Annotated in this window: 15 protein-coding genes; 1 reads left to right on the top strand and 14 read right to left on the bottom strand. The window is 39.2% G+C overall.

All coding sequences use genetic code 11. The features are described 5' to 3' along the window. Window positions 1-7: 7 nt before the first annotated feature. The 10 genes from deoB to A5821_RS13765 form a co-directional block, all read right to left on the bottom strand. Window positions 8-1,174: a phosphopentomutase gene (gene deoB / locus A5821_RS13810; protein WP_086315327.1), complete on the bottom strand. Its 1,167-nt coding sequence runs from the start codon at window positions 1,172-1,174 to the stop codon at window positions 8-10. A 126-nt stretch (window positions 1,175-1,300) separates the two neighbouring features. After that, window positions 1,301-2,263, bottom strand: coding sequence for an ABC transporter permease (locus A5821_RS13805; RefSeq protein WP_010770607.1), 963 nt, complete (start codon window positions 2,261-2,263; stop codon window positions 1,301-1,303). Next, window positions 2,263-3,396, bottom strand: a complete 1,134-nt coding sequence (locus tag A5821_RS13800; RefSeq protein WP_170923043.1) for an ABC transporter permease — start codon at window positions 3,394-3,396, stop codon at window positions 2,263-2,265. The genes A5821_RS13805 and A5821_RS13800 overlap by 1 nt, the downstream gene beginning before the upstream one ends. Next, window positions 3,389-4,954: an ABC transporter ATP-binding protein gene (locus tag A5821_RS13795; protein ID WP_086315325.1), complete on the bottom strand. Its 1,566-nt coding sequence runs from the start codon at window positions 4,952-4,954 to the stop codon at window positions 3,389-3,391. The genes A5821_RS13800 and A5821_RS13795 overlap by 8 nt, the downstream gene beginning before the upstream one ends. 187 nt (window positions 4,955-5,141) lie before the next feature. Beyond that, window positions 5,142-6,239, bottom strand: a complete 1,098-nt coding sequence (locus A5821_RS13790) for a BMP family lipoprotein (protein WP_086315324.1) — start codon at window positions 6,237-6,239, stop codon at window positions 5,142-5,144. Window positions 6,240-6,454: 215 nt separating this feature from the next. Further along, entirely contained in the window at window positions 6,455-6,850 is a 396-nt protein-coding gene (locus tag A5821_RS13785; RefSeq protein WP_086315323.1) for a cytidine deaminase, read from the bottom strand. A gap of 24 nt (window positions 6,851-6,874) precedes the next feature. Beyond that, on the bottom strand, window positions 6,875-7,537 hold the full coding sequence (gene deoC, locus A5821_RS13780; protein WP_086315322.1) for a deoxyribose-phosphate aldolase: 663 nt from the start codon (window positions 7,535-7,537) through the stop codon (window positions 6,875-6,877). An 18-nt stretch (window positions 7,538-7,555) separates the two neighbouring features. Continuing rightward, entirely contained in the window at window positions 7,556-8,857 is a 1,302-nt protein-coding gene (locus tag A5821_RS13775; RefSeq protein WP_086315321.1) for a pyrimidine-nucleoside phosphorylase, read from the bottom strand. Window positions 8,858-8,979: 122 nt separating this feature from the next. Continuing rightward, the gene (locus A5821_RS13770) at window positions 8,980-10,008 is read right to left on the bottom strand and encodes a LacI family DNA-binding transcriptional regulator (protein ID WP_086315320.1); all 1,029 of its coding nucleotides are present in this window, start codon (window positions 10,006-10,008) and stop codon (window positions 8,980-8,982) included. Between the two features lie 169 nt (window positions 10,009-10,177). Continuing rightward, window positions 10,178-10,663, bottom strand: a complete 486-nt coding sequence (locus tag A5821_RS13765) for an AmiS/UreI family transporter (protein ID WP_086315319.1) — start codon at window positions 10,661-10,663, stop codon at window positions 10,178-10,180. A gap of 192 nt (window positions 10,664-10,855) precedes the next feature. Between A5821_RS13765 and add the strand changes: the two genes are divergently transcribed. Beyond that, window positions 10,856-11,869, top strand: coding sequence for an adenosine deaminase (add, locus tag A5821_RS13760; RefSeq protein ID WP_086315318.1), 1,014 nt, complete (start codon window positions 10,856-10,858; stop codon window positions 11,867-11,869). Between the two features lie 95 nt (window positions 11,870-11,964). On the opposite strand, the gene A5821_RS13755 is transcribed toward add, so the two are convergent. The 4 genes from A5821_RS13755 to A5821_RS13740 all read right to left on the bottom strand — a co-directional run bounded on the left by A5821_RS13755 (window position 11,965) and on the right by A5821_RS13740 (window position 19,780). Then, the gene (locus tag A5821_RS13755) at window positions 11,965-14,712 is read right to left on the bottom strand and encodes an endo-beta-N-acetylglucosaminidase (RefSeq protein ID WP_086315317.1); all 2,748 of its coding nucleotides are present in this window, start codon (window positions 14,710-14,712) and stop codon (window positions 11,965-11,967) included. Between the two features lie 194 nt (window positions 14,713-14,906). Next, window positions 14,907-16,205, bottom strand: coding sequence for a family 20 glycosylhydrolase (locus A5821_RS13750; RefSeq protein WP_249921878.1), 1,299 nt, complete (start codon window positions 16,203-16,205; stop codon window positions 14,907-14,909). Further along, window positions 16,202-17,071 carry an ROK family protein gene (locus tag A5821_RS13745; RefSeq protein ID WP_086315316.1) on the bottom strand — a complete coding sequence of 290 codons (870 nt, stop codon included), beginning with the start codon at window positions 17,069-17,071 and terminating at the stop codon, window positions 16,202-16,204. The genes A5821_RS13750 and A5821_RS13745 overlap by 4 nt, the downstream gene beginning before the upstream one ends. 18 nt (window positions 17,072-17,089) lie before the next feature. Further along, the gene (locus A5821_RS13740) at window positions 17,090-19,780 is read right to left on the bottom strand and encodes an alpha-mannosidase (protein ID WP_086315315.1); all 2,691 of its coding nucleotides are present in this window, start codon (window positions 19,778-19,780) and stop codon (window positions 17,090-17,092) included. Window positions 19,781-19,784 lie beyond the last annotated feature (4 nt).

Raw genomic sequence — 19,784 nt, 5'->3', positions numbered from 1 at the left:
GTCTCTCCTATACCAGTTTATTTAAAAAGCTTTCGCCATTTTCTGTTTTTGGAACTGCAAAGTTTTCAGCCACAGTTGCTGAGATATCTGCATAATGACCTTGCGGCAAGCTGCCTTGGCCGTTCATCTTTTTGCTGTACACTAACAATGGAACATATTCTCTTGTGTGGTCAGTTCCAGGGAAAGTCGGATCATTTCCATGATCAGCTGTGATCATCAATAAATCATCCTCTTCCATAGCGTCGATGATTTCTGGAATTCTTAAATCAAAAGCTTCGATTGCATGCGCATATCCGACTACATCACGACGGTGACCGTATAATGCATCAAAATCAACTAAGTTAGTGAAACTCAGGCCTTCAAAATCTCGTTTCACTACGTTAAGTAATTGATCTACACCATCCATATTGCTCTTCGTACGAACAGAATCAGTAATTCCTTGACCGTTGAAAATATCGTTGATTTTCCCAACTGCAATGACTTCTTTTCCATTTTCTTTCAACGAATCCAGCACAGTGTGACCGAATGGATCTAGCGCATAGTCATGACGGTTGCTTGTTCTTGTAAAGTTGCCTGGTTCACCAAGATATGGACGTGCAATAATACGACCGATCATATAGGGCTCATCTTTAGTAATGTCACGAACATACTGGCAAATACGATATAATTCTTCTAAAGGAATGATTTCTTCATGAGCTGCAATCTGTAATACCGGATCAGCAGATGTATAAACGATCAAATCTCCAGTCTCCATTTGATGTTGTCCATAATCATCAATAACTGCCGTACCACTATATGGTTTGTTACAAACGATCTTACGGCCAGAAAATTCTTCGATTTGTTTTAATAATTCATCTGGAAATCCGTCAGGAAATACTCGGAAAGGTTTTTGAATATTCAAGCCCATGATTTCCCAGTGCCCTGTCATTGTGTCTTTCCCTACAGAAACTTCTTCTAATTTTGTCGCATACCCTTTATGATCCGCTACAGCTTCAACATTATGAAGAGGAGCAATTGTTCCTAGACCTAGATTTTCTAAATTTGGGATCGTCAAACCTGCTTCTTTTGCAATATGACCTAACGTATCACTACCTACATCGCCAAATTTTTCAGCATCAGGCGCTTCCCCGATACCAACTGAATCCATTACAACTAAATGCACACGTTTAAACATAACCATCCTTCTTTCCTATTCTTTTAAAAGCTTTACTCATTCATTCTGTAAAACTAGAGTGATAATTATTTATAAAAAGGGCATGACTTAAGATAACTTCCCATAGCCCGCCCTTTTATACTAACTTTATTTTGATTTGATATAATTTTTCCCAATCGCTTTTGGTCCAGAAGCTTTTCCTAAGAAAACGACTAAAACAATAATGGTCAACACATACGGTGCTGCTTGTAAATAAACCGCTGGAATTGATGAAATCACTGGTAAGTTTGATCCAGCAATACTGATATTTTGAGCAAAACCGAAGAATAAAGCAGCGCCCATCGCACCTAGTGGATTCCATTTACCAAAAATCATCGCTGCCATCGAAATAAATCCTTGTCCAGCAATTGTTGTAACTGCAAAACGTCCAGCAATCGTTTGAGCAAAGACTGCTCCTCCGATTCCGCCTAAAAATCCAGAAATCAAAACGCCAGCGTAGCGCATTAAATACACATTGATTCCTAACGTATCAGCTGCTTGAGGATTTTCACCTACTGAGCGAAGACGTAAACCAAAGCGGGTTTTAAACAACACAAACCATGAAAGAATCGCGACTAATATCGCTACAAATGCAGGTAAGGTCGTTTGTTTGAAGAATAAATCTCCTAAAATTGGAATATCCTTCAAAATCGGAAATGAAAAATAACCAAACGATTCAGTGATTGTATCTGTTTGACCTTTTCCATAAATAACTTTGATCAAGAAAATGCCTAAAGCTGGTGCCATCAAATTGACAACCGTTCCACTAATAATATGATCGGCTCTTAAATTGATTGTCGCAACTGCATGAAGCAATGAAAACAACATGCCGACTACACCACCGACTAAACAAGCTAGCCAAGGCGTTGCTGCACCAAAAGTTTCAGCAAACGTTAAATTAAATACGACTGAACTAAAAGCACCCATAACCATGATACCTTCTAGTCCTACGTTTACAATACCACTACGCTCAGAAAATGTCCCGCCCAAAGCCGTGAAGACCAAAGGAGTGGAATAAACCAAAGTTTGTGTAATAATCGGCGCTAATACAGCGATTAATGCAATATTCATTAGATTTTTCCTCCTTCTTGACTGGTCGGATCTGATTTTCCAACTAATTCTTCAACTACCGCTACTTCTTTTTTGCTGCCTGATGCTTTTGCTAATAAGAAACGAATTAAATAGTTGATTGCCACAAAGAAAATGATTGCCGCAATAACAACATCCACTAATTCAATAGGCACTCCTGCACGAAGCGGCATTCCTTGCCCACCCAGTTTCAGCACGCTGAAAAGGATTGCTGATAAGAATATTCCGACCGAGCTTCCTGCCCCCAATAAAGAAATAGCCATTCCGTCAAAACCAATACTTAATGAAGAACCTTGGACAAAGAAGTTGCCAAATGTTCCTAAACCTAGAACAACGCCGCCAAGACCAGCTAATGTTCCAGATATCACCATTGACATCACGATTGTCCGTTTACTGCTCATCCCTGCATATTCTGAAGCGAATGGATTCAACCCAACTGAACGAATCTCGTAGCCCAATGTTGTCTTCTTCATAAGGAACCAAATTAAAACTAAGAAAATAAGAGCCATAAAAATACCAATGTTCAAACGTGAACCGCTACTCAATTCTTTCAAGAAACCTGTTCGTAAACTGGCATTTTCGCCAATTACTTTCGTAACACCTTTGTTGGTCATTAAATCTTTTGACATGACATTATTCACAATATGTGTACTTGTATAAAGAAAAACATAGTTCAACATAATCGTAACGATTACTTCACTTGTCCCAAAGAATGCACGTAACAATCCTGGAATTGCAGCAGCCAACGCTCCCGCCAAAGCACCTGCAAGTACAGCTACAGGCAGTACGACCATACGAGGTGCATCAGGCATAGAAAGTGCCACCCAAATACTTGTTACCCAACCGCATAGCGCTTGACCTGAAAGCCCGATATTAAAGAATCCAGCTGAATTCGCTACGGCAAATCCTAGCGCTGTAAAAATCAATGGACCCGCTGTTACAAAAATTTCCCCGATACTTTTCGGACTTTGAAAAGCAGTTTTTAGCATCGCTTGATAACCAGTGATTGGATCTTGCCCTGAAATCAGCATAATAATTGCACCAAGAAGGAATCCCATCAATACTGATAAAATAGGGACTAAAATATTCCGTAATCTTTCTGATTGATTATTCAACTGCCTCACCTGCCTCTTGACTTAATTCTCTTCTAGCTTCTTCTAATGAATAACCTGCCATCAGCAATCCTAATTCATTTTCGCTTGTTTCTTTAGGATCAACGATTCCGACGATTTTTCCAGCATGGATCACTGCAATACGGTCAGAAACATTTAAAATTTCATCTAATTCAAAACTAACAACTAATACCGCTTTATCTTTATCTCGTTGTTCAATCAGGCGTTTATGGATATATTCGATTGCACCAACATCCAATCCACGTGTTGGTTGAGAGACAATCAACAAATCAGGATTACGGTCGATTTCTCGTGCAATGATCGCTTTTTGTTGATTCCCTCCTGATAGTGCTTTAGCAGGAACCAATTCATTGACTGTCCGCACATCGTATTCTTCTATTAATCTACGTGCGTATGAATTGATTTGACTGTAATTCAACACGCCAGTATTACTTAATGGTTTTTTATAGTATGTTTGTAGCGCAATATTTTCTGCCAACGTCATATCCAAAATCAATCCATACTTATGACGGTCTTCTGGTACATGTCCAACTCCTGCTTCTGTAATCGCACGAGGTCGTTTATTGGTGATTGATTCTCCTCTTAATTCAACTGATCCGCTTTCTGCTTTGCGTAATCCAGTTAGAGCTTGGATCAATTCCGTTTGACCATTACCATCGATCCCAGCAATCCCTACTACTTCACCAGCGCGCACATCTAAACTAAGACCTTTCACCGCTTCTAATCCACGGCTTTCTTTGACAATTAAATCTTTGATGGAAAGAACCACTTCTTTAGGTTCGGCTGCTTTCTTTTCTGTTTTAAATGAAACAGAACGACCTACCATCATATCCGCCAATTGTTGTGAAGAAACATCTTTGACATTCACCGTGTCAATACTTTGACCGCGACGAATAACGGTACAACGATCCGCTACTTTTTTGATTTCATCTAATTTGTGTGTGATCAAAATGATCGATTTGCCTTCTTGTACAAGTCCACGCATGATTTCGATCAACTCATCGATTTCTTGTGGAGTCAAAACGGCTGTCGGTTCATCAAAAATCAGAACATCTGCACCACGATACAACGTTTTCAAAATTTCCACTCGTTGTTGCGCGCCGACAGAAATATCACGAATATACGCACTTGGATCTACTGATAACCCATACTGCTCAGAAACTCGTTTGATTTCCGCTGTTGCTTTTTTGCGGTCTAATACGCCAGCATTGGTTGGTTCACTTCCAAGAATGATGTTCTCTGTTACAGTAAAAGCATCTACCAACATAAAGTGCTGATGGACCATCCCTATTCCTAAACGATTTGCTGCAGTCGGTCCATTGATCGATACTTTTGAACCATTCATAAAGATTTCACCCGATGTTGGTTCTAATAAACCAGATAAAATATTCATCAAGGTGGATTTTCCTGCACCATTTTCTCCAAGCAAAGCGTGGATTTCTCCAGGCCGGACAGTTAAGTTGATATTATCATTGGCTTTAAACGTCCCAAACTGCTTAGTGATATTGCGCATCTCAATTACAAAGTTTTCCTGAGCCACATTTTTCACATCCTAACGATTTAATCACTTACATTTATATCATCTATTAATACGGTAACTCTAAAAAAATAAAGTAGCTTTTAGGCTCTTAAAGAAAGAAAATGAGTGGTTCGATCATTCGTTTTCTTTCTTTAAAGGCTTAATAAAATCTTAGCGCTGCTACAAACGCAGCGCTAAGCAGTAAATCCTATTCTTTTACGTCTTTTGGTACTTCTGGAACAGTGATTTTTTCAGCGATAATTTCTTCTTTCGCTGCATCAACAGCTTTTTGTGCTTCTTCTGACAAGTAACCTTTTGTCAAATCAACACCGCCGTCTTTCAAACCGTAAACTAAGTGTTCGCCACCAGGGAATTTATCTTCTAATGCACGATTAGAGATATCTTGTACTGCAGCACCTACACCTTTAAGTGTTGATGTTAAAGTGAAGTTATCTTCTTTACCATCTTTTGTTTTGTATTTACCTTCTTTATCTTGATCACTATCTACACCGATAACCCAAACTTTGTCTTTTGAACCAGTTTCATTCAAGTCTTTTGCTTCTTGGAAGACACCTTGTCCTGTACCACCAGAAGCGTGGAAGATAATGTCTGCGCCTTTTTGATACATAGAAGCAGCTAATGCTTTCCCTTTAGCTGGATCACCAAATGAAGCAGCATATTCGATCTCAACTTTGATGTCTTTGTTCAATTTTTTCGCTGTATCGATTACACCTTGATGGAAACCAGCTTCAAAACGGTCGATAACCGCGCCTTCTTCACCACCGATAAATCCTACAGTATTTGTTTTTGTAGTGTGAGCAGCTGCTACACCAGCTAAGTATGAAGCTTCTTGGTCTTTAAATGTCGCAGACACTACGTTATCTTTTCCTTCAATGACACTATCAATGATACCGAATTGTGTATCTGGATTTGCATCCGCTGCAGTACCGATTGAATCAGCTAATAGATAGCCAATACCAAAGACTGTTTTAAATCCGTTAGAAACAGCTGTATCAATATTTGTTACGTATTCTGAAGCATCGTTTGATTGAATGTAATCAAAACCATCTGCTCCTTTTTTCAAATCATGTTCTTTCCCCCAAGCTTGTAAACCTTCCCAAGCTGATTGGTTAAACGAACGGTCATCTACCCCACCGATATCAGTAACGATTACAACGCTATGATCAGCGTCCCCACCTGCTGATTTTCCACCTGTTGAATCTTTTTTACCTCCACCACATGCCGCTAGTGCAACTGTTAATGCTAGTGCAGTCAAGCCAAAACCAAATAATTTTGCTTTTTTCATCTCTGTAAAGCCCCCTAAAATAGTTTTATATTTTCAACAGCCGGATGACTGAATGAAACAATTGAAAAGCGGAATGAACCGCTCAGACCTCGAACAAATTAGGAAAATGATAGAAAGATGTTTTTTATCTTTCTAGCATTTTGTCTATTTGTTGAGAGGTTTGGTTCATGTAGCTGGATCTTGCAATGCCACATGTACAGTAGTGTAGCTAGATCTTATAAATCTTTTTCCGTAAATGCATACGGCAATAACTCACCGACAGTCGTCTCTTTCGTTACACCGTGTTCGCCAACCAACGTAACTGGCATTTCAGGCGCGCAAAATTCAGCCATCACTTGGCGGCATGCACCGCACGGAGAGATCGGCTCAGGTGTATTTCCTGCAATCACTAAATGTTGAAATTCTCGTTCGCCTTCAGAAACAGCTTTAAAAATCGCTGTCCGTTCTGCACAATTGGTCAATCCATATGAAGCATTTTCAATATTAACACCTTGATAGGTTTTTCCTTCTTTGGTGATTAGGCATGCTCCCACCGGAAAGTGAGAATACGGTACATACGCTTTTAATAACGCATCATCTGCGATAGCTAACCATTCTTGTTTTGCTGTCATTTGTCCGCCGCTTTCTTCTTTAGATTAATAGCCTGCTCCAGTTGAGCCTTCCATAATTGCAACTCCAGCACTTGTTCCGATACGTGTCGCTCCTGCATCGATCATGGCTTTAGCTTCTTCTTCATTGTGAATACCGCCAGAGGCTTTAACGCCCATATCTGGTCCTACTGTTTCACGCATTAATTTCACATCTGCTACAGTTGCTCCGCCAGTTGAAAAGCCAGTCGATGTTTTAACAAAATCTGCACCTGCTTCTTTAGCAAGCTCACAAACTTTGATTTTTTCTTCATCTGTTAGTAAAGCTGTCTCAATGATTACTTTCACTAACGCTTTACCTTTCGCTGCATCAACCACGGCTTGAATATCCTTCAAGACTTTTTTATACTGCTTAGATTTAAGCGCACCGACATTGATGACCATATCAACTTCTGTTGCTCCATTATTAATTGCATCCGTCGCTTCATAAGCTTTTACTTCTGAAGTATTAGCCCCTAGAGGAAAACCGATTACTGTACAAACATCAACAGATGTCCCTGCCAAGTGTTCTTTTGCTAAAGCAACCCAACATGGATTGATACAAACTGAGAAGAATTCGTATTTTTTTGCTTCTTCAATGATTCGTAAAACATCCTCTTCCTTTGCGTCTGCTTTTAAAATAGTGTGGTCAATCATTTGATTTAATTCCATTATTTTTTTACACATCCTTTATGCTGTTATTATATCATGAATCAGCTCAGGTTCAGTGCCAGAACTGCCGATTTCGATATTTTTATATAAAAGTTCTTTTACGTTCTCGATTGATTCTGAATTTGAATAAATAGTTAACAGAGACTCCCCAGATTTCACTGGCATACCGACTTTCTTGTGTAACTTGATACCTACTGCATGATCGACTTCATCTTCTTTTGTTGCTCGACCTGCACCTAGTAACATTGCAGCGATACCAATTTCGTTTGCCACGAGCTTTTGAACAACTCCTGACGTTTTTGCAGGTAATTCTATTTGATATTTCGCTGTCAATAAGCGTTCAGGATGATCGATGATACTATCATCGCCACCTTGATTGCGGATCATTTCTCTGAATTTCTCTAATGCTTTACCTGACTCTAGCGCTTCTTTCAACATCGCACGTGCTTCGTCTAATGTATCAGCCTTTTTAGCTAAAACGACCATTTGACTTCCTAAGATGTAGCACATCTCCATTAAATCTTCTGGCCCTTTTCCTTGAAGTGTTTCGATTGCTTCGACGACTTCTAAGCTATTTCCAATCGCTTCACCTAAAGGTTGGGACATATCTGAAATCACTGCCATCGTTTGACGATTGGCTAATCGACCAATTCGAACCATCGTTTCAGCTAAGCGACGCGCTTCATCGATATTTTTCATAAAAGCACCTTCACCAGTGGTTACATCCAACACTATTGCATCAGCGCCAGCTGCGATTTTTTTACTCATAATCGAACTTGCGATCAACGGAATCGAGTTGACTGTTGCTGTAACATCGCGCAAGGCGTATAATTTTTTATCCGCTGGCGCTAAATCACCAGACTGACCAATTACCGCTACATGACTCTCATTTACCAAACGAACAAATTCTTCATCTGGTATCTCTACATGAAATCCTGGTATAGCCTCTAATTTATCAAGTGTACCGCCTGTATAGCCAAGCCCTCTACCAGACATCTTAGCCACGCTAGCACCAACACTTGCAACAAGTGGCGCTAAAATCAAGGTTGTCGTATCACCAACACCACCTGTAGAATGCTTATCTACTTTAATGCCTTGAATCGATGAAAGGTCGATCATTTCTCCTGAATTAGCCATGGCTAATGTCAGCGTCGTAATTTCTTCATCTGTCATGTCTTTGTAAAAAACAGTCATCAAAAAGGCACTCATCTGATAATCCGGAATATCGCCATTTGTATAACCTGTAATAATGAATTGGATCTCTTCTTTCGTTAAAACCTGTCCATCACGTTTTTTCTCGATCAAATCTACCATTCTCATGCTTTTTTCCTCCGAATCAATCCCCAAGGATGTATTATACACTAAAATCATTCAGGTTAAAACCTTTTAGTAAAACAGTTTACTAACGCTTACATAATTTGAAAACGCTTATAACACGAACATTAAATCAAATCGACCAGATTGTCAATCGATTTCGTGCTATTTCTTAAAATAAATGTTGTATCGAAAATTTTATTGGGCATTTTTTTGTCAGGATCATTGATCGATTCCACTAAAAATTGTGCGGCATAAAAGCCAATATCAAAACTAGGCTGATAAACAGTTGTTAGTCCAGGCACTAAATATTCTGAAATTTCCAATCCATCAAACCCGATAACAGAAATGTCATCCGGAATTTTCTTGCCGGATTCTTCAATGGCTTGATAGGCCCCCATCGCCATTTCGTCATTTCCACAAAAAATAGCTGTGATCTGAGGATTTTTCAATACATTTTTGGCCGCCATGTACCCGCCGCCTAAATTTAAGTCACCACTGCTCATATATTCTTCTCTCACTGGAATTCCATGATCTTTTAGCGCATGCTGATAGGCTGTCACTCTTTCTGTCAGCTGATAATAACCGTCATTTTCTTTTAGCATTGCAATATGTCTGTGTCCTTGCTCAATCAAGGAACAAACTGCTTGGTAAGCGCCCTCATATTCTTTCACGATCAAGCGGCCGTTTTCACGGGGATTGATGCCGCGATCGACTAAGATCACTGGTACTTTCCGTTTGCTTTTATTTCTCAAGATATGATCCACCGGTAAAATATTCGGCGTTGCAAAAATAATTCCATCAACTGAACGATGGATCAGTTCAGTAACATATTGCGTTGCCTTTTCTTCATCATGCTTGGAATTACACAACAAGATCATATAGCCTAATGAATTTAAATAGGTTTCAACACCTTCAATCACTTTAGCAAAGAAAAAATCTGTCACATCCGGTACAACCATTCCAATCGTTTTCGAATGACGAGTAATGATATTGGAGGCAAAGTAATCTGGCTTGTAATCAAATTCCTCCACTACAGCTAACACTTTGTTTCTAGTTTTCTCACTAAAACGACTGCCTTTGTTATTGATGATTTGAGACACTGTCGTAACAGATACACCTGCCATATCTGCAATTTCTTTAATAGTCAATTTCATATTTTATTCTCCCTTTATTGACAAGACCTACCAACCATGTCAACGTTTTCAAAATACGTATCGAATGATCCTAGTTTATCAGAATTCGATAGAATAAAATAGCTTAAGCAAACATTTTACAAAATTTAGCAAAAAAAAGCTGCTACTCCACTTTCACAGACCACTTTTTTCACCAGTTGTTCGTTAGCATCAACAGCCCAGGAATCCAACAAGTGACAACTCCTTCAAAAATCGCAAAATAAAGAACAGGTTTCCCAATTTCTTTTTTCAGGACATATTCTATAAAGCCCGTCATCCATAAAATCCCCCATGACAACCAGATCAATGCAAAACGCCAGTCACCATCCACTGTATAGGAAATATATGCTGCAGGAATCGTATTGACTGCTACGAACAAAGCGAAGATCCCATAAATACGCATATCCAAATCAAACACATAAATCAACCCAACCATCAGATAGGTAAAAGCAAATAAATAGCCTGTACCAGCATCATAATACGCTCCTCTAAACAAGTAAATCGTATTGATGATAAAAGACAAACTTCCTGTGAGTAAATTAATTAATCCTGTAGATTTTTTATCTACTCCCGCTAACCCGCAATAACCATTGCTGATCAATGTGATCGCTACAAATAACAGTCCTACACCTAACAAAATGAACCCTCCAATAACTAATCAAAAAGACTAATTTTCTACTGGACTATTTTACTTTAATTCGTCTAAAAAAACTACTCTTAATTTCAGTTTCTTCCCACTCTTATTGACAGAGCTCACTCAGCATGTTAAAGTCTTCAAAATACTTACCAACAAGACCAATCGCTTTAAAAGAAAAGAGAGGATGATATCGTGAAACGAGAGCAAGTCAAGAAACTACCAAAAATAGAGCTGCATTGCCATTTAGATGGTTCCGTACGCCCAGAAACCTTACGGAAAATAGCAACTCCTCAAGGCATCTCTTTGCCCGCAGATAATGAGCAGTTAAAAGAACTCTTAGTCGCGCCTGTTGATTGCCAAAATTTAAATGACTACTTAGAACGTTTTGATTTAGTTTTATCTTGCCTACAAACCGAAGCAGCCTTAACAGCCGCTGCATTCGATGTCATCAGTCAAGCAGCAGAAGAACATATCCAGTACATCGAAGTCCGTTTTGCGCCTTCTCTCCATACCGAAAAAGGCCTTTCCTTACCTAAGATAATAAAAGCTGTATTAGCAGGTCTCGAGCAAGGACAACAACGTTTCGGCGTCAAAAGCAATGCCTTATTATGCGGCATGCGACATGAAGATACAGCAGCTATCGAAAAAATTGTTCAATTAACTGAAGATTTCAAAACAGATGGTATCGTAGGTTTTGATCTCGCTGGAAATGAATCAGATTTTCCGCCTTATACTTTTGAAGAAACGCTAGAGTTAGTCAATCAATTGACGATCCCTTTAACCCTTCATGCAGGCGAATGTGGTTGCGGAAAAAATGTTGCTGATGCAATTTATTTAGGCGCCAAACGAATTGGACATGGCATTGCTGTAAAAGATACGCCTGAATATTTTTCTTTATTACGAGATAAAAATATTTTGATCGAGATGTGCCCTACCAGTAACTTTCAAACGAAGACCATCACTAGATTAGAAGATTACCCTTTCCAAACATTTATTGATGCTGGCATCAAAGTCTGTATCAACACTGACAATCGAACCGTTTCTAACACAACGTTAACGGATGAATATATGAAACTCCACGAATGGTACGGCATCACTTATGCAGATATGGAAAAATTAAATCACAACGCAGTGGATGGTGCTTTTATCCCTGAAAGTGAAAAACAAGTTCTTCATGAATACTTAACAGGTAGCTATCAACTTTAGTTCAATAAATCCACTAAAAAAGTCAAAATGAATGACTCTTGAATCATTCATTTTGACTTTTTCTATCTCAAGTAAATGCTAAACTTTAACATTTACTATTTGATGATGCCCGTTTGATCCACTCCAATAATCTGCCAATCATAAATTCTAGCTGTTTTTCCATTTTGTTCTGCTTTTTCTAAAGACAGTTTGACATATCTCGCTTCAACCAAACTGATTGCATCTTTGCTATTGTCTGCTGCGTTTCCTCGATGTTGAACCACAGTTGTCCAATTACTTCCATCATGGCTTACAGAGATATCATAGTCTCTCGTATTCCACTCTGGACTTTCACCACCTGCTCCAGCATGGAAAAGCTCAAACCCAGAAATGGTTTTCTCTGCGCCTAAATCTACGATCATCCATGGCTTCTCACTACCGTTATCACACCATTTTGTCTGTAAATTTCCATCTAGTGCAAAACGATAACTTTCACGCTCATTCGTGTAGCCAGAACCTTGAGTAGCAGTTGTTGTCGGCAAAGTAGCCAAATTTTCTATTTTGATTCCAGCATTTTGATCGTAAACATAGAGATAATTTTCTTTGGTAACCTCCGTTTCACCTGAAGCATTCACTGCAACTGCTTTAACTGTATAGATGCCAGATTTAGCAAAAGAAAGTGTCACTTCTTTGCCAGAAGCACTTTGAGGTATCTCTCCAACCACTTCCCAATTAACCGTTTCCGTCGATTTAGAGACCTCTGCTGACAATGTTACTGTTTCACCCACTGACAACAATGTACTGCTAGCATTGATCGTTATTTCTGGTTTTTTCAACGCTTCAAATGTATAAACTGCCGCCGCTCCTTTTCTTTGGTCTTCTCGACCATACTGATCGACTGGGATCACTTGATAGTTAGCCGTGTCACCTGTTCGCTCTTGATTTAATAGCGTATACGACGTATTCGCTGTTTCGCCTTCAAATTGCAATTGACCAGCGACTTCTCGATAAATACGATAAGATGCAGTGTTTTTCCCTTTTGTCTGCCAGTTCATTCGAATACTTTCTGTCAAATCGTCCACAATCGTTTTCCCAGAAAATGTAAGATTGCTGACAGCGCTGATTGGTGTTGTTTTTTCTTTCCCTATTCTTAATTGACCTAAATAGATAGAAGCTGTTTCAGTTTGAGCGTTTTTCACATTCAATCCAATCGCTGTAATCGTTTGGCAAACCGCTGGCTTAAGTGAATAAGTCGTTTGTACCCACCCATTTTCTAGAGGCTGTTTAGTCCCTTGAATAATCAATGGTTTTTCTTTTCCTTGTAATTCCAAGACTAAAGATGTTTCACCGGCACCTTTCGTTACAATCGATGCTGTTTCTGAAGCACTAGCTTTCACTTTGGTAGCGTAAAGCTTGATAAAGCTGTTCTTATCTGCTGTCATTGGCCCTGTCAACTTGATAGAAGAACCGCCATTAAAAGCATCCTCATAACTAACTGCAGCCTTCAATTGGTTGCCCTCTTCATTATCAATGACCCAACGATAGGTTGGCATTACGTCTTGAATACTTCGGTTATTAAACGTTCCTTCTTTGACCTTTGTGCCATTTTTATAAAAAGCATCTCCATTTCCCACGTTAAAATTCGTTAAGAATGGCAACTTCGTAACAGGCGTTTTTTCTACATAGTAACGTGAGACTCCTTGCCATTCATCATTAGAACTTTCAACTGCGCGTGGATCTCCTTGCGGATTTATCCATAGTAGTTTTTCATTTTCCCAATACTGATTGATATCATACTGTCCACCATCTCGTAATGTCCAATCTGGGCAATACAGTCCTAACGAAACTAATGGTTTTCCATCTTCGCCTAAAATACTACTTGGCTTACGTCTGCTATTTACCCCATTCGCTTGTACATCAATTCCAGCAAAAAGGTCGTAGGGACTGCGCTTCAATTGGGTTGCTTTTTCGTTGGATGATTTAAGTCCTTGCCAACGGAAATCAATAAACATCTTATCTGAAACACGCTTTTTCCCATCTTGAAAATAGCCTTGGTTCGTCTCATTGAGTGCTCCTTGCCAAGCTACTGCACCACTTGGGATCATGGAATCATACCAAATAATTTGCTGATTCTTTGGTTTTCGTGTTTGTAAATAACTCATAAACTCTTTCATTCCACTAGCCGTTTTCGCATCAACATTGGTTTCTTGATTAATAAACCATCCATCAAAACCATACGCTTTGGACATTTCCAACAACTTATCCGCCATCGGAAATCTTCCTCTTTGATCCTTTTGAACGAATTGTTCTACCCACTCACTCTTTCCCCCATATGCTTCTGGCGGAAAGAAAACGGTACCCACTACCGGCACGCCATTTCTATGAGCTGAATCCGTTACATCACCACTCGGCGGAACAATGATTCCTTCACCCGATGAACCTGCCCACGCAACCAACATATCTACATATTGCCAATTTGTAAAATTATAGACTGCTTTATCCGTTCCACCCTGTGATGGGGTACCTTTTGTATGCCGATTCACGATTGCGATTGATAGTACTTTTGCTTCTGTACTTTGATTCGCGTTTGATTTCTTCCCTTGAACTCGATCAGCTAAAGGAACTTTTGAAACATTAAACGGTGCATCTGGATCAATTTTAGGACTCCAATTTAACAACGTCTCTGGAAACAACGCTGTTGATTCTGGCATTTGCTCAAATACTGGAATGCCACTTTCCTGATTACTTCCCAATTCAGCTGACTCTGCATAAACAGTTGTCGTAAAAGCCAGATTCGCTCCTGTTACAAAAGCAAACATAACAGCCGAACAATAACATACACTTCTCCACGTTTTTCTTTTCACTGAATGAACCTCCTTAAGTTAGTTGCCTAAATCCCAGCATTATTCATTCTCCAACCAAAATGTTAACGCTTTCTTTCCGTTTTATAAATAGATAAACTATAGCATTTATATCAAAAAGTATAGGTTTCTTTCTTGGTAAATCAGAAATAACAGCCGAAATATCGAGCTTTACACTCTTTATCTCAGCTGTCCTATCACTCGGATCTATAAAAATGAAAAGAAAAGCCTTCCATCAATTTCATAAGCTCGATTACGATCTCCTCTTCTTCTTTCGCTTCTGGTTTATCACACCAAACTGCTAGAGCGGCGCCTTTGAGCTGTTGCCGTTTAGTTGGGGAAATTAGTTGGTGTGAAGCGAATAAATCGGGATACCAATTTTCTTTGATTTTTTCTGTCGTTGGATACGTATAGCCTGCATTCTCACCAAGTACATAATAAAGATAATTATCATTGAAATTAATGACGGTATATCCTTCATCCAAAAATGTGTGAACAGGCGCCATTTCTTTTTGCCATCTTGTCCAATAGGTGATTTCAACATTTTTTGTCAGTGTAGAACTTTGATTTTTTCTAAAAAAAGCGTCATTCCAAACTCTAGGAATAAATCCGTGATTTCTAACAAAATCTGCTACCGTGTTGATGTAGGATTCAAATTCTCCGACCCCATTCTTTGCCAACGCAGGATAGCACTCCATTTGATCAAAAACAACAAACTCATCTCCACCGATATGGAAATAGCGACTATCAGAAAACAACTGCAGATACTCTTCGTACAGCGAGAGTACAAATGACACTGCTTGCGGATTCGTAATATCTAAAGCCGAAGGAATTTTATCGATTCTGCCATCTTCCTCTTGTATCGACAATTGCCATTCAGGATATGCTTTTAATAGATGTTCCATATGCCCTGGCGTATCAATATCAGGAATAATTTCAATCGAGAGATAGGCTGCATAGCGAATTAGTTCTTCTACTTCCGCAATCGACAGACATTCATCTGAAACAAGTTCAGGATAGCGTAGTGATTCAATTCGAAATCCATTATTTTCAGAAAAATGTAGCTGCAGGAAGTTACAGCCATACAGAGCCATTTCCTCTATAATCCGGTATAATCCTTCAGGGGAGAAATATTTTCTGCCAATATCTATCATAACGATTCGTTCGCTTACAATCTCTGAGAATTTTCCGGAAGTGATTTCAACTCCTGTTCTTAACTGCTTCGCTAAATACATGACACCACGAAAAGCAGTCACTTGACCACTTGCCTGAACCACGATCTGTTCAGCTGCTTCAATAACAAAAGAGTTCTTCGCCTCTGATGAAAAACGCACGATAACATCCGCTTTCTCTATCGTCTTTATAAAACTAATTTTTTTGTTTAATAATCGCAAGTATAAATACGCTATTTTCTCCTGCTCTGTTTCAAAAGTCTGATCCATATAAAAATAGATTGTTTGTAATTTAAATAAACGAGTCACGCTATCATGCTTCACATCAAACCTCTTTGTTCCTTCGCCAACAATAAGCACCCCATCGTACCGCTATTATCACCTAAACCACAACCCACAATATACTCTTCTAAGTCTGGCAACGAAACATAACCACCTAATTGTTGTTCTAATGACTCACGTATTTTAGGTAAAAGATGCGTTTGCTTCATCACTCCTCCGCCTAGGATGATTTTTTCTGGCGAAAGAACTAATGTATAATTCATCAAAGACTGTGCTAAATAAAATGCTTCAATTGACCACGCTTCATGAGCTACTTCTAATAGTTGCCCTTTGATTCCCGTCCTTTTTTCTAACGCTGGTCCAGCAGCCAAGCCTTCCAAGCAATTATCATGATAAGGACAGACACATTCCAATGTATCGTTTGGATAACGCTGAACAGTAATATGCCCCATCTCGGGATGACTAAACCCTTGTAAAACAGCACCGTTCACAACCGCACCACCACCAATTCCCGTACCCACAGTCAGATAGATACAACTTTGAGTTCCTTTTCCAGCACCCAAATGAATTTCACCGTAAGCAGCAGCATTTACGTCAGTAGTCCAAGCAATCGGAATAGCAAAACGCGCTTTTAGCGTTCCTAAAAGATCCATATTTGTCCAGCCTATTTTAGGGGTAGAGGTAATATAACCATACGTACTGGATTTCTGATTTACATCGATCGGCCCAAACGAACCTACCCCGAGTGCCTTTAATTGGTAGCTATCAAAAAATTCAAAGACTTGATTTAATGTTTCTTCTGGTAATGTCGTAGGCAAACTGATTCGGTCAACGATCTGTAAATCTTCATCCGCTACTGCGCAGACAAATTTAGTCCCGCCAGCTTCGATCGATCCATAATATTCCATCAAAATCACTTCTCTTTCTTATCGGTCAAATCCAATCGTACGAATTTCATAGGCTTCTAGGTTATCTGTTACTTTTTCAGGTTGTTTCACTTCTAGTAGGTTTAATAAATATGATTTTTCGCCAGTGCTTTTTTCTACTTTAACTTCATCTGACTTATCACTCATATTGAACCCTCTAACAACAAGTGCTTGATTCTTTTCGCTGTTTTTCATTGCCGTTACTGCAAAATTTGTGCCTTCAATCTTTAAGTAGGCGTCTTCGGCTTTTAATCGCCCTGCATGATTTGTTGTTTGTTTTACACTAAAAGGTATTTGCGCCGCGTATGCTCGTTTATAGCTAGCGTATCGCTCCGCCGCTTCTCCATGAAAGTCAACACCATAATTAAAAGTATGTTGTCCTATGCATTGCGCTTCTGGTGTCGGGAAGTAACCCCAATCACCCATTTCACCGACGGATCTTAGAAGCGTTAACGCAATCGTATTGGTTTCAGGTAAAATCTCATATTCGTTCAATCCAAAATTTGAAACAGTTATTCCAGCTTTTTCATCATGAATATTGACAAATGCATGTTGATGTTGAGGATTGGTTGGATTCTCCCAACTTTTGCTAACTTGATTCGGTCTAGTAACTACTTCATAGATGCTATCAGCTTCATGCGTCTCTGCTTTTATCCCTGTTGGAAATAGCATCCGCAAGCGATGATCTTTCATTTGGTTATTTACAGTTGTTTCAAAGTTCAGGTATGGAGAATCTTTTTCCATCGTTACTACTGTTTCGATCGTTAATTCTTTCAGTTTCGATGAACGCTTGGCTTTTCTATAACGAAAATCAACAACTGATTTTTGTTCTTGTTCTAATAAATCTTCTGCAGATTCGGGAATCATCATGCGTTGGATGATCTTGACTTGTGCTATGAAAGATTCATCTTTCACTACAGAAATTTCTGCTGGAAGTCCGCTAGATAAAAGTGGAGTTGTATCTTCTGGTTGTTTAAAAATATATTCATTTCCGATATCGCCTGTATTTTCGATCGTCAGTAATTCAGTGTATTTTCTACCAGATTTTTTATCCAGTACGTCTAATGTTCCATCTCCATTGATCATTACCTTCAAGCGACTATTTTCCAGCACACCGTTTTCCGCATTTACGACCATTGAGTCTGTTTTCTTTACTGGCGCTTTTGTTTCTTGTAATGCAAAAGAGTTCCACGAGAAGGCTGGCATGTTACTTATCGACAGTTCTATTTCCACATACTTAGCCATATACGGCACTCTGAAACGGTCTTTTGGAAGGTCATACCCAAAACTAACTTCTGGATTTGAAATCAAAGACGGTACTACTTGCCCTTTAGAATCAATCACTTCAAATGTTGGTGTTTGACTTTCAGCAAGCTCTTCCCATAATTCATGAGGAATCCCTTCTTTGAACGGTTTTCTCTCGATTTCTACTTTTATTTTTGTGATTTCTGATTTTTGATACCCCGATGTATTAAAGACAACAAACGGATAACTTGTGTCGGCGAATTGCGTTGTATCGACCGCCTCTACTAAGTGGGTCAACGCTTCTTCAGCCAAAAACTTCCCGACTTCATTGGCTTTTTCAAATCTCGGAATCATTTCACGATGTACTTCGTCGACTGAGCATCCGCAAATACTATCGTGTGGATGATTTTGTAGCAATAATTTCCAAGCATAATCCAGTTGATCGTGTGGATAGGTTTGTGTTAGGTCATACGCCATTGCAGCTAATGGTTCTGTCACATTTTCCAATTGGCGCTCCACAGTTGTATTCCATTGTTTTAAATAAACTCTTGCTGATGCGGTATTCGCTAACGTAAACCAGCCATCCGTCTCTTGGCTCGTTAATTCTCCTTGAACGGTGCCAACCTTATCGGGTAAATCTTGACGCATCAGTTTTAAGTATTCATCAAAATTCGAGTGAATAAATTCATATTCAGGAAACAACTCATTTGCCAAGGCAATGGCTTTGGTAATATTTTTTTGGACTGGTTGATGATCCACACCATTCATCATTAACAAATGATCCGTAGAAGCGAATTTTTCAGCTTCAGCTAGCTTTTGATTCCAGAATGCTAAAGCTGTTTCTTTTTCAGCAGGTATTTCATTGCCATTACTGTACCAATTAGCAAATAGCAATCCTAAAATAGTACTACCATCTGGCCCTTGCCACCACATTTCGGAATACTGTGATGTATAATTTTCATCCTCTAACACTTCATTGTTAAAGCCAACTGGTTTCACTCCTCGACCAAAAGCCGCTGCGTCTAAATCAGCCTGTCTCATCATTTGTGGTGTTTGCCCCATGTTGCCGAATGTATCTGGGAAATAGCCTAACTTAACTTCTGGACCCCATTTTTCACTTTCTTTTTTACCGATCAACATATTACGCACATTTGACTCAGAGCTGATCAGAAAATCATCTTGCAAGATATAAAATGGACCGATTCGTAGTTTGCCATCCGTAATTGCTTTTTGAACGGCAGATTTCTTCTCTGGTCTAACTTGCAAGTAATCGTCTAAAATAATCGTCTGACCATCCAAATGAAAACTATCGAATGCCGAATCGGTCTCAATCAATTCCAACACGTCATCTACCAGCTCAACTAAGCGCATATGGTGCTGTTCATACGGCATGTACCATTCACGATCCCAATGAGAATGAGAAATGATATAGACTTTTTTCTTCATAATT

This window comes from Enterococcus sp. 7F3_DIV0205 (genome assembly GCF_002141365.2).
Classification (GTDB): Bacteria; Bacillota; Bacilli; order Lactobacillales; family Enterococcaceae; genus Enterococcus_L; species Enterococcus_L palustris.
This window is presented reverse-complemented; position numbering and strand designations above follow the sequence as displayed.

What these genes read in the sequence shown, in the direction of transcription:
- A5821_RS13775 (WP_086315321.1), bottom strand. Translation starts at nt 8,857, where the DNA reads ATGAGAATGGTAGATTTGATCGAGAAAAAACGTGATGGACAGGTTTTA.
- A5821_RS13805 (WP_010770607.1), bottom strand. Translation starts at nt 2,263, where the DNA reads ATGAATATTGCATTAATCGCTGTATTAGCGCCGATTATTACACAAACT.
- deoB (WP_086315327.1), bottom strand. Translation starts at nt 1,174, where the DNA reads ATGTTTAAACGTGTGCATTTAGTTGTAATGGATTCAGTTGGTATCGGG.
- A5821_RS13770 (WP_086315320.1), bottom strand. Translation starts at nt 10,008, where the DNA reads ATGAAATTGACTATTAAAGAAATTGCAGATATGGCAGGTGTATCTGTT.
- deoC (WP_086315322.1), bottom strand. Translation starts at nt 7,537, where the DNA reads ATGGAATTAAATCAAATGATTGACCACACTATTTTAAAAGCAGACGCA.
- A5821_RS13740 (WP_086315315.1), bottom strand. Translation starts at nt 19,780, where the DNA reads ATGAAGAAAAAAGTCTATATCATTTCTCATTCTCATTGGGATCGTGAA.
- A5821_RS13790 (WP_086315324.1), bottom strand. Translation starts at nt 6,239, where the DNA reads ATGAAAAAAGCAAAATTATTTGGTTTTGGCTTGACTGCACTAGCATTA.
- A5821_RS13745 (WP_086315316.1), bottom strand. Translation starts at nt 17,071, where the DNA reads ATGGAATATTATGGATCGATCGAAGCTGGCGGGACTAAATTTGTCTGC.
- A5821_RS13785 (WP_086315323.1), bottom strand. Translation starts at nt 6,850, where the DNA reads ATGACAGCAAAACAAGAATGGTTAGCTATCGCAGATGATGCGTTATTA.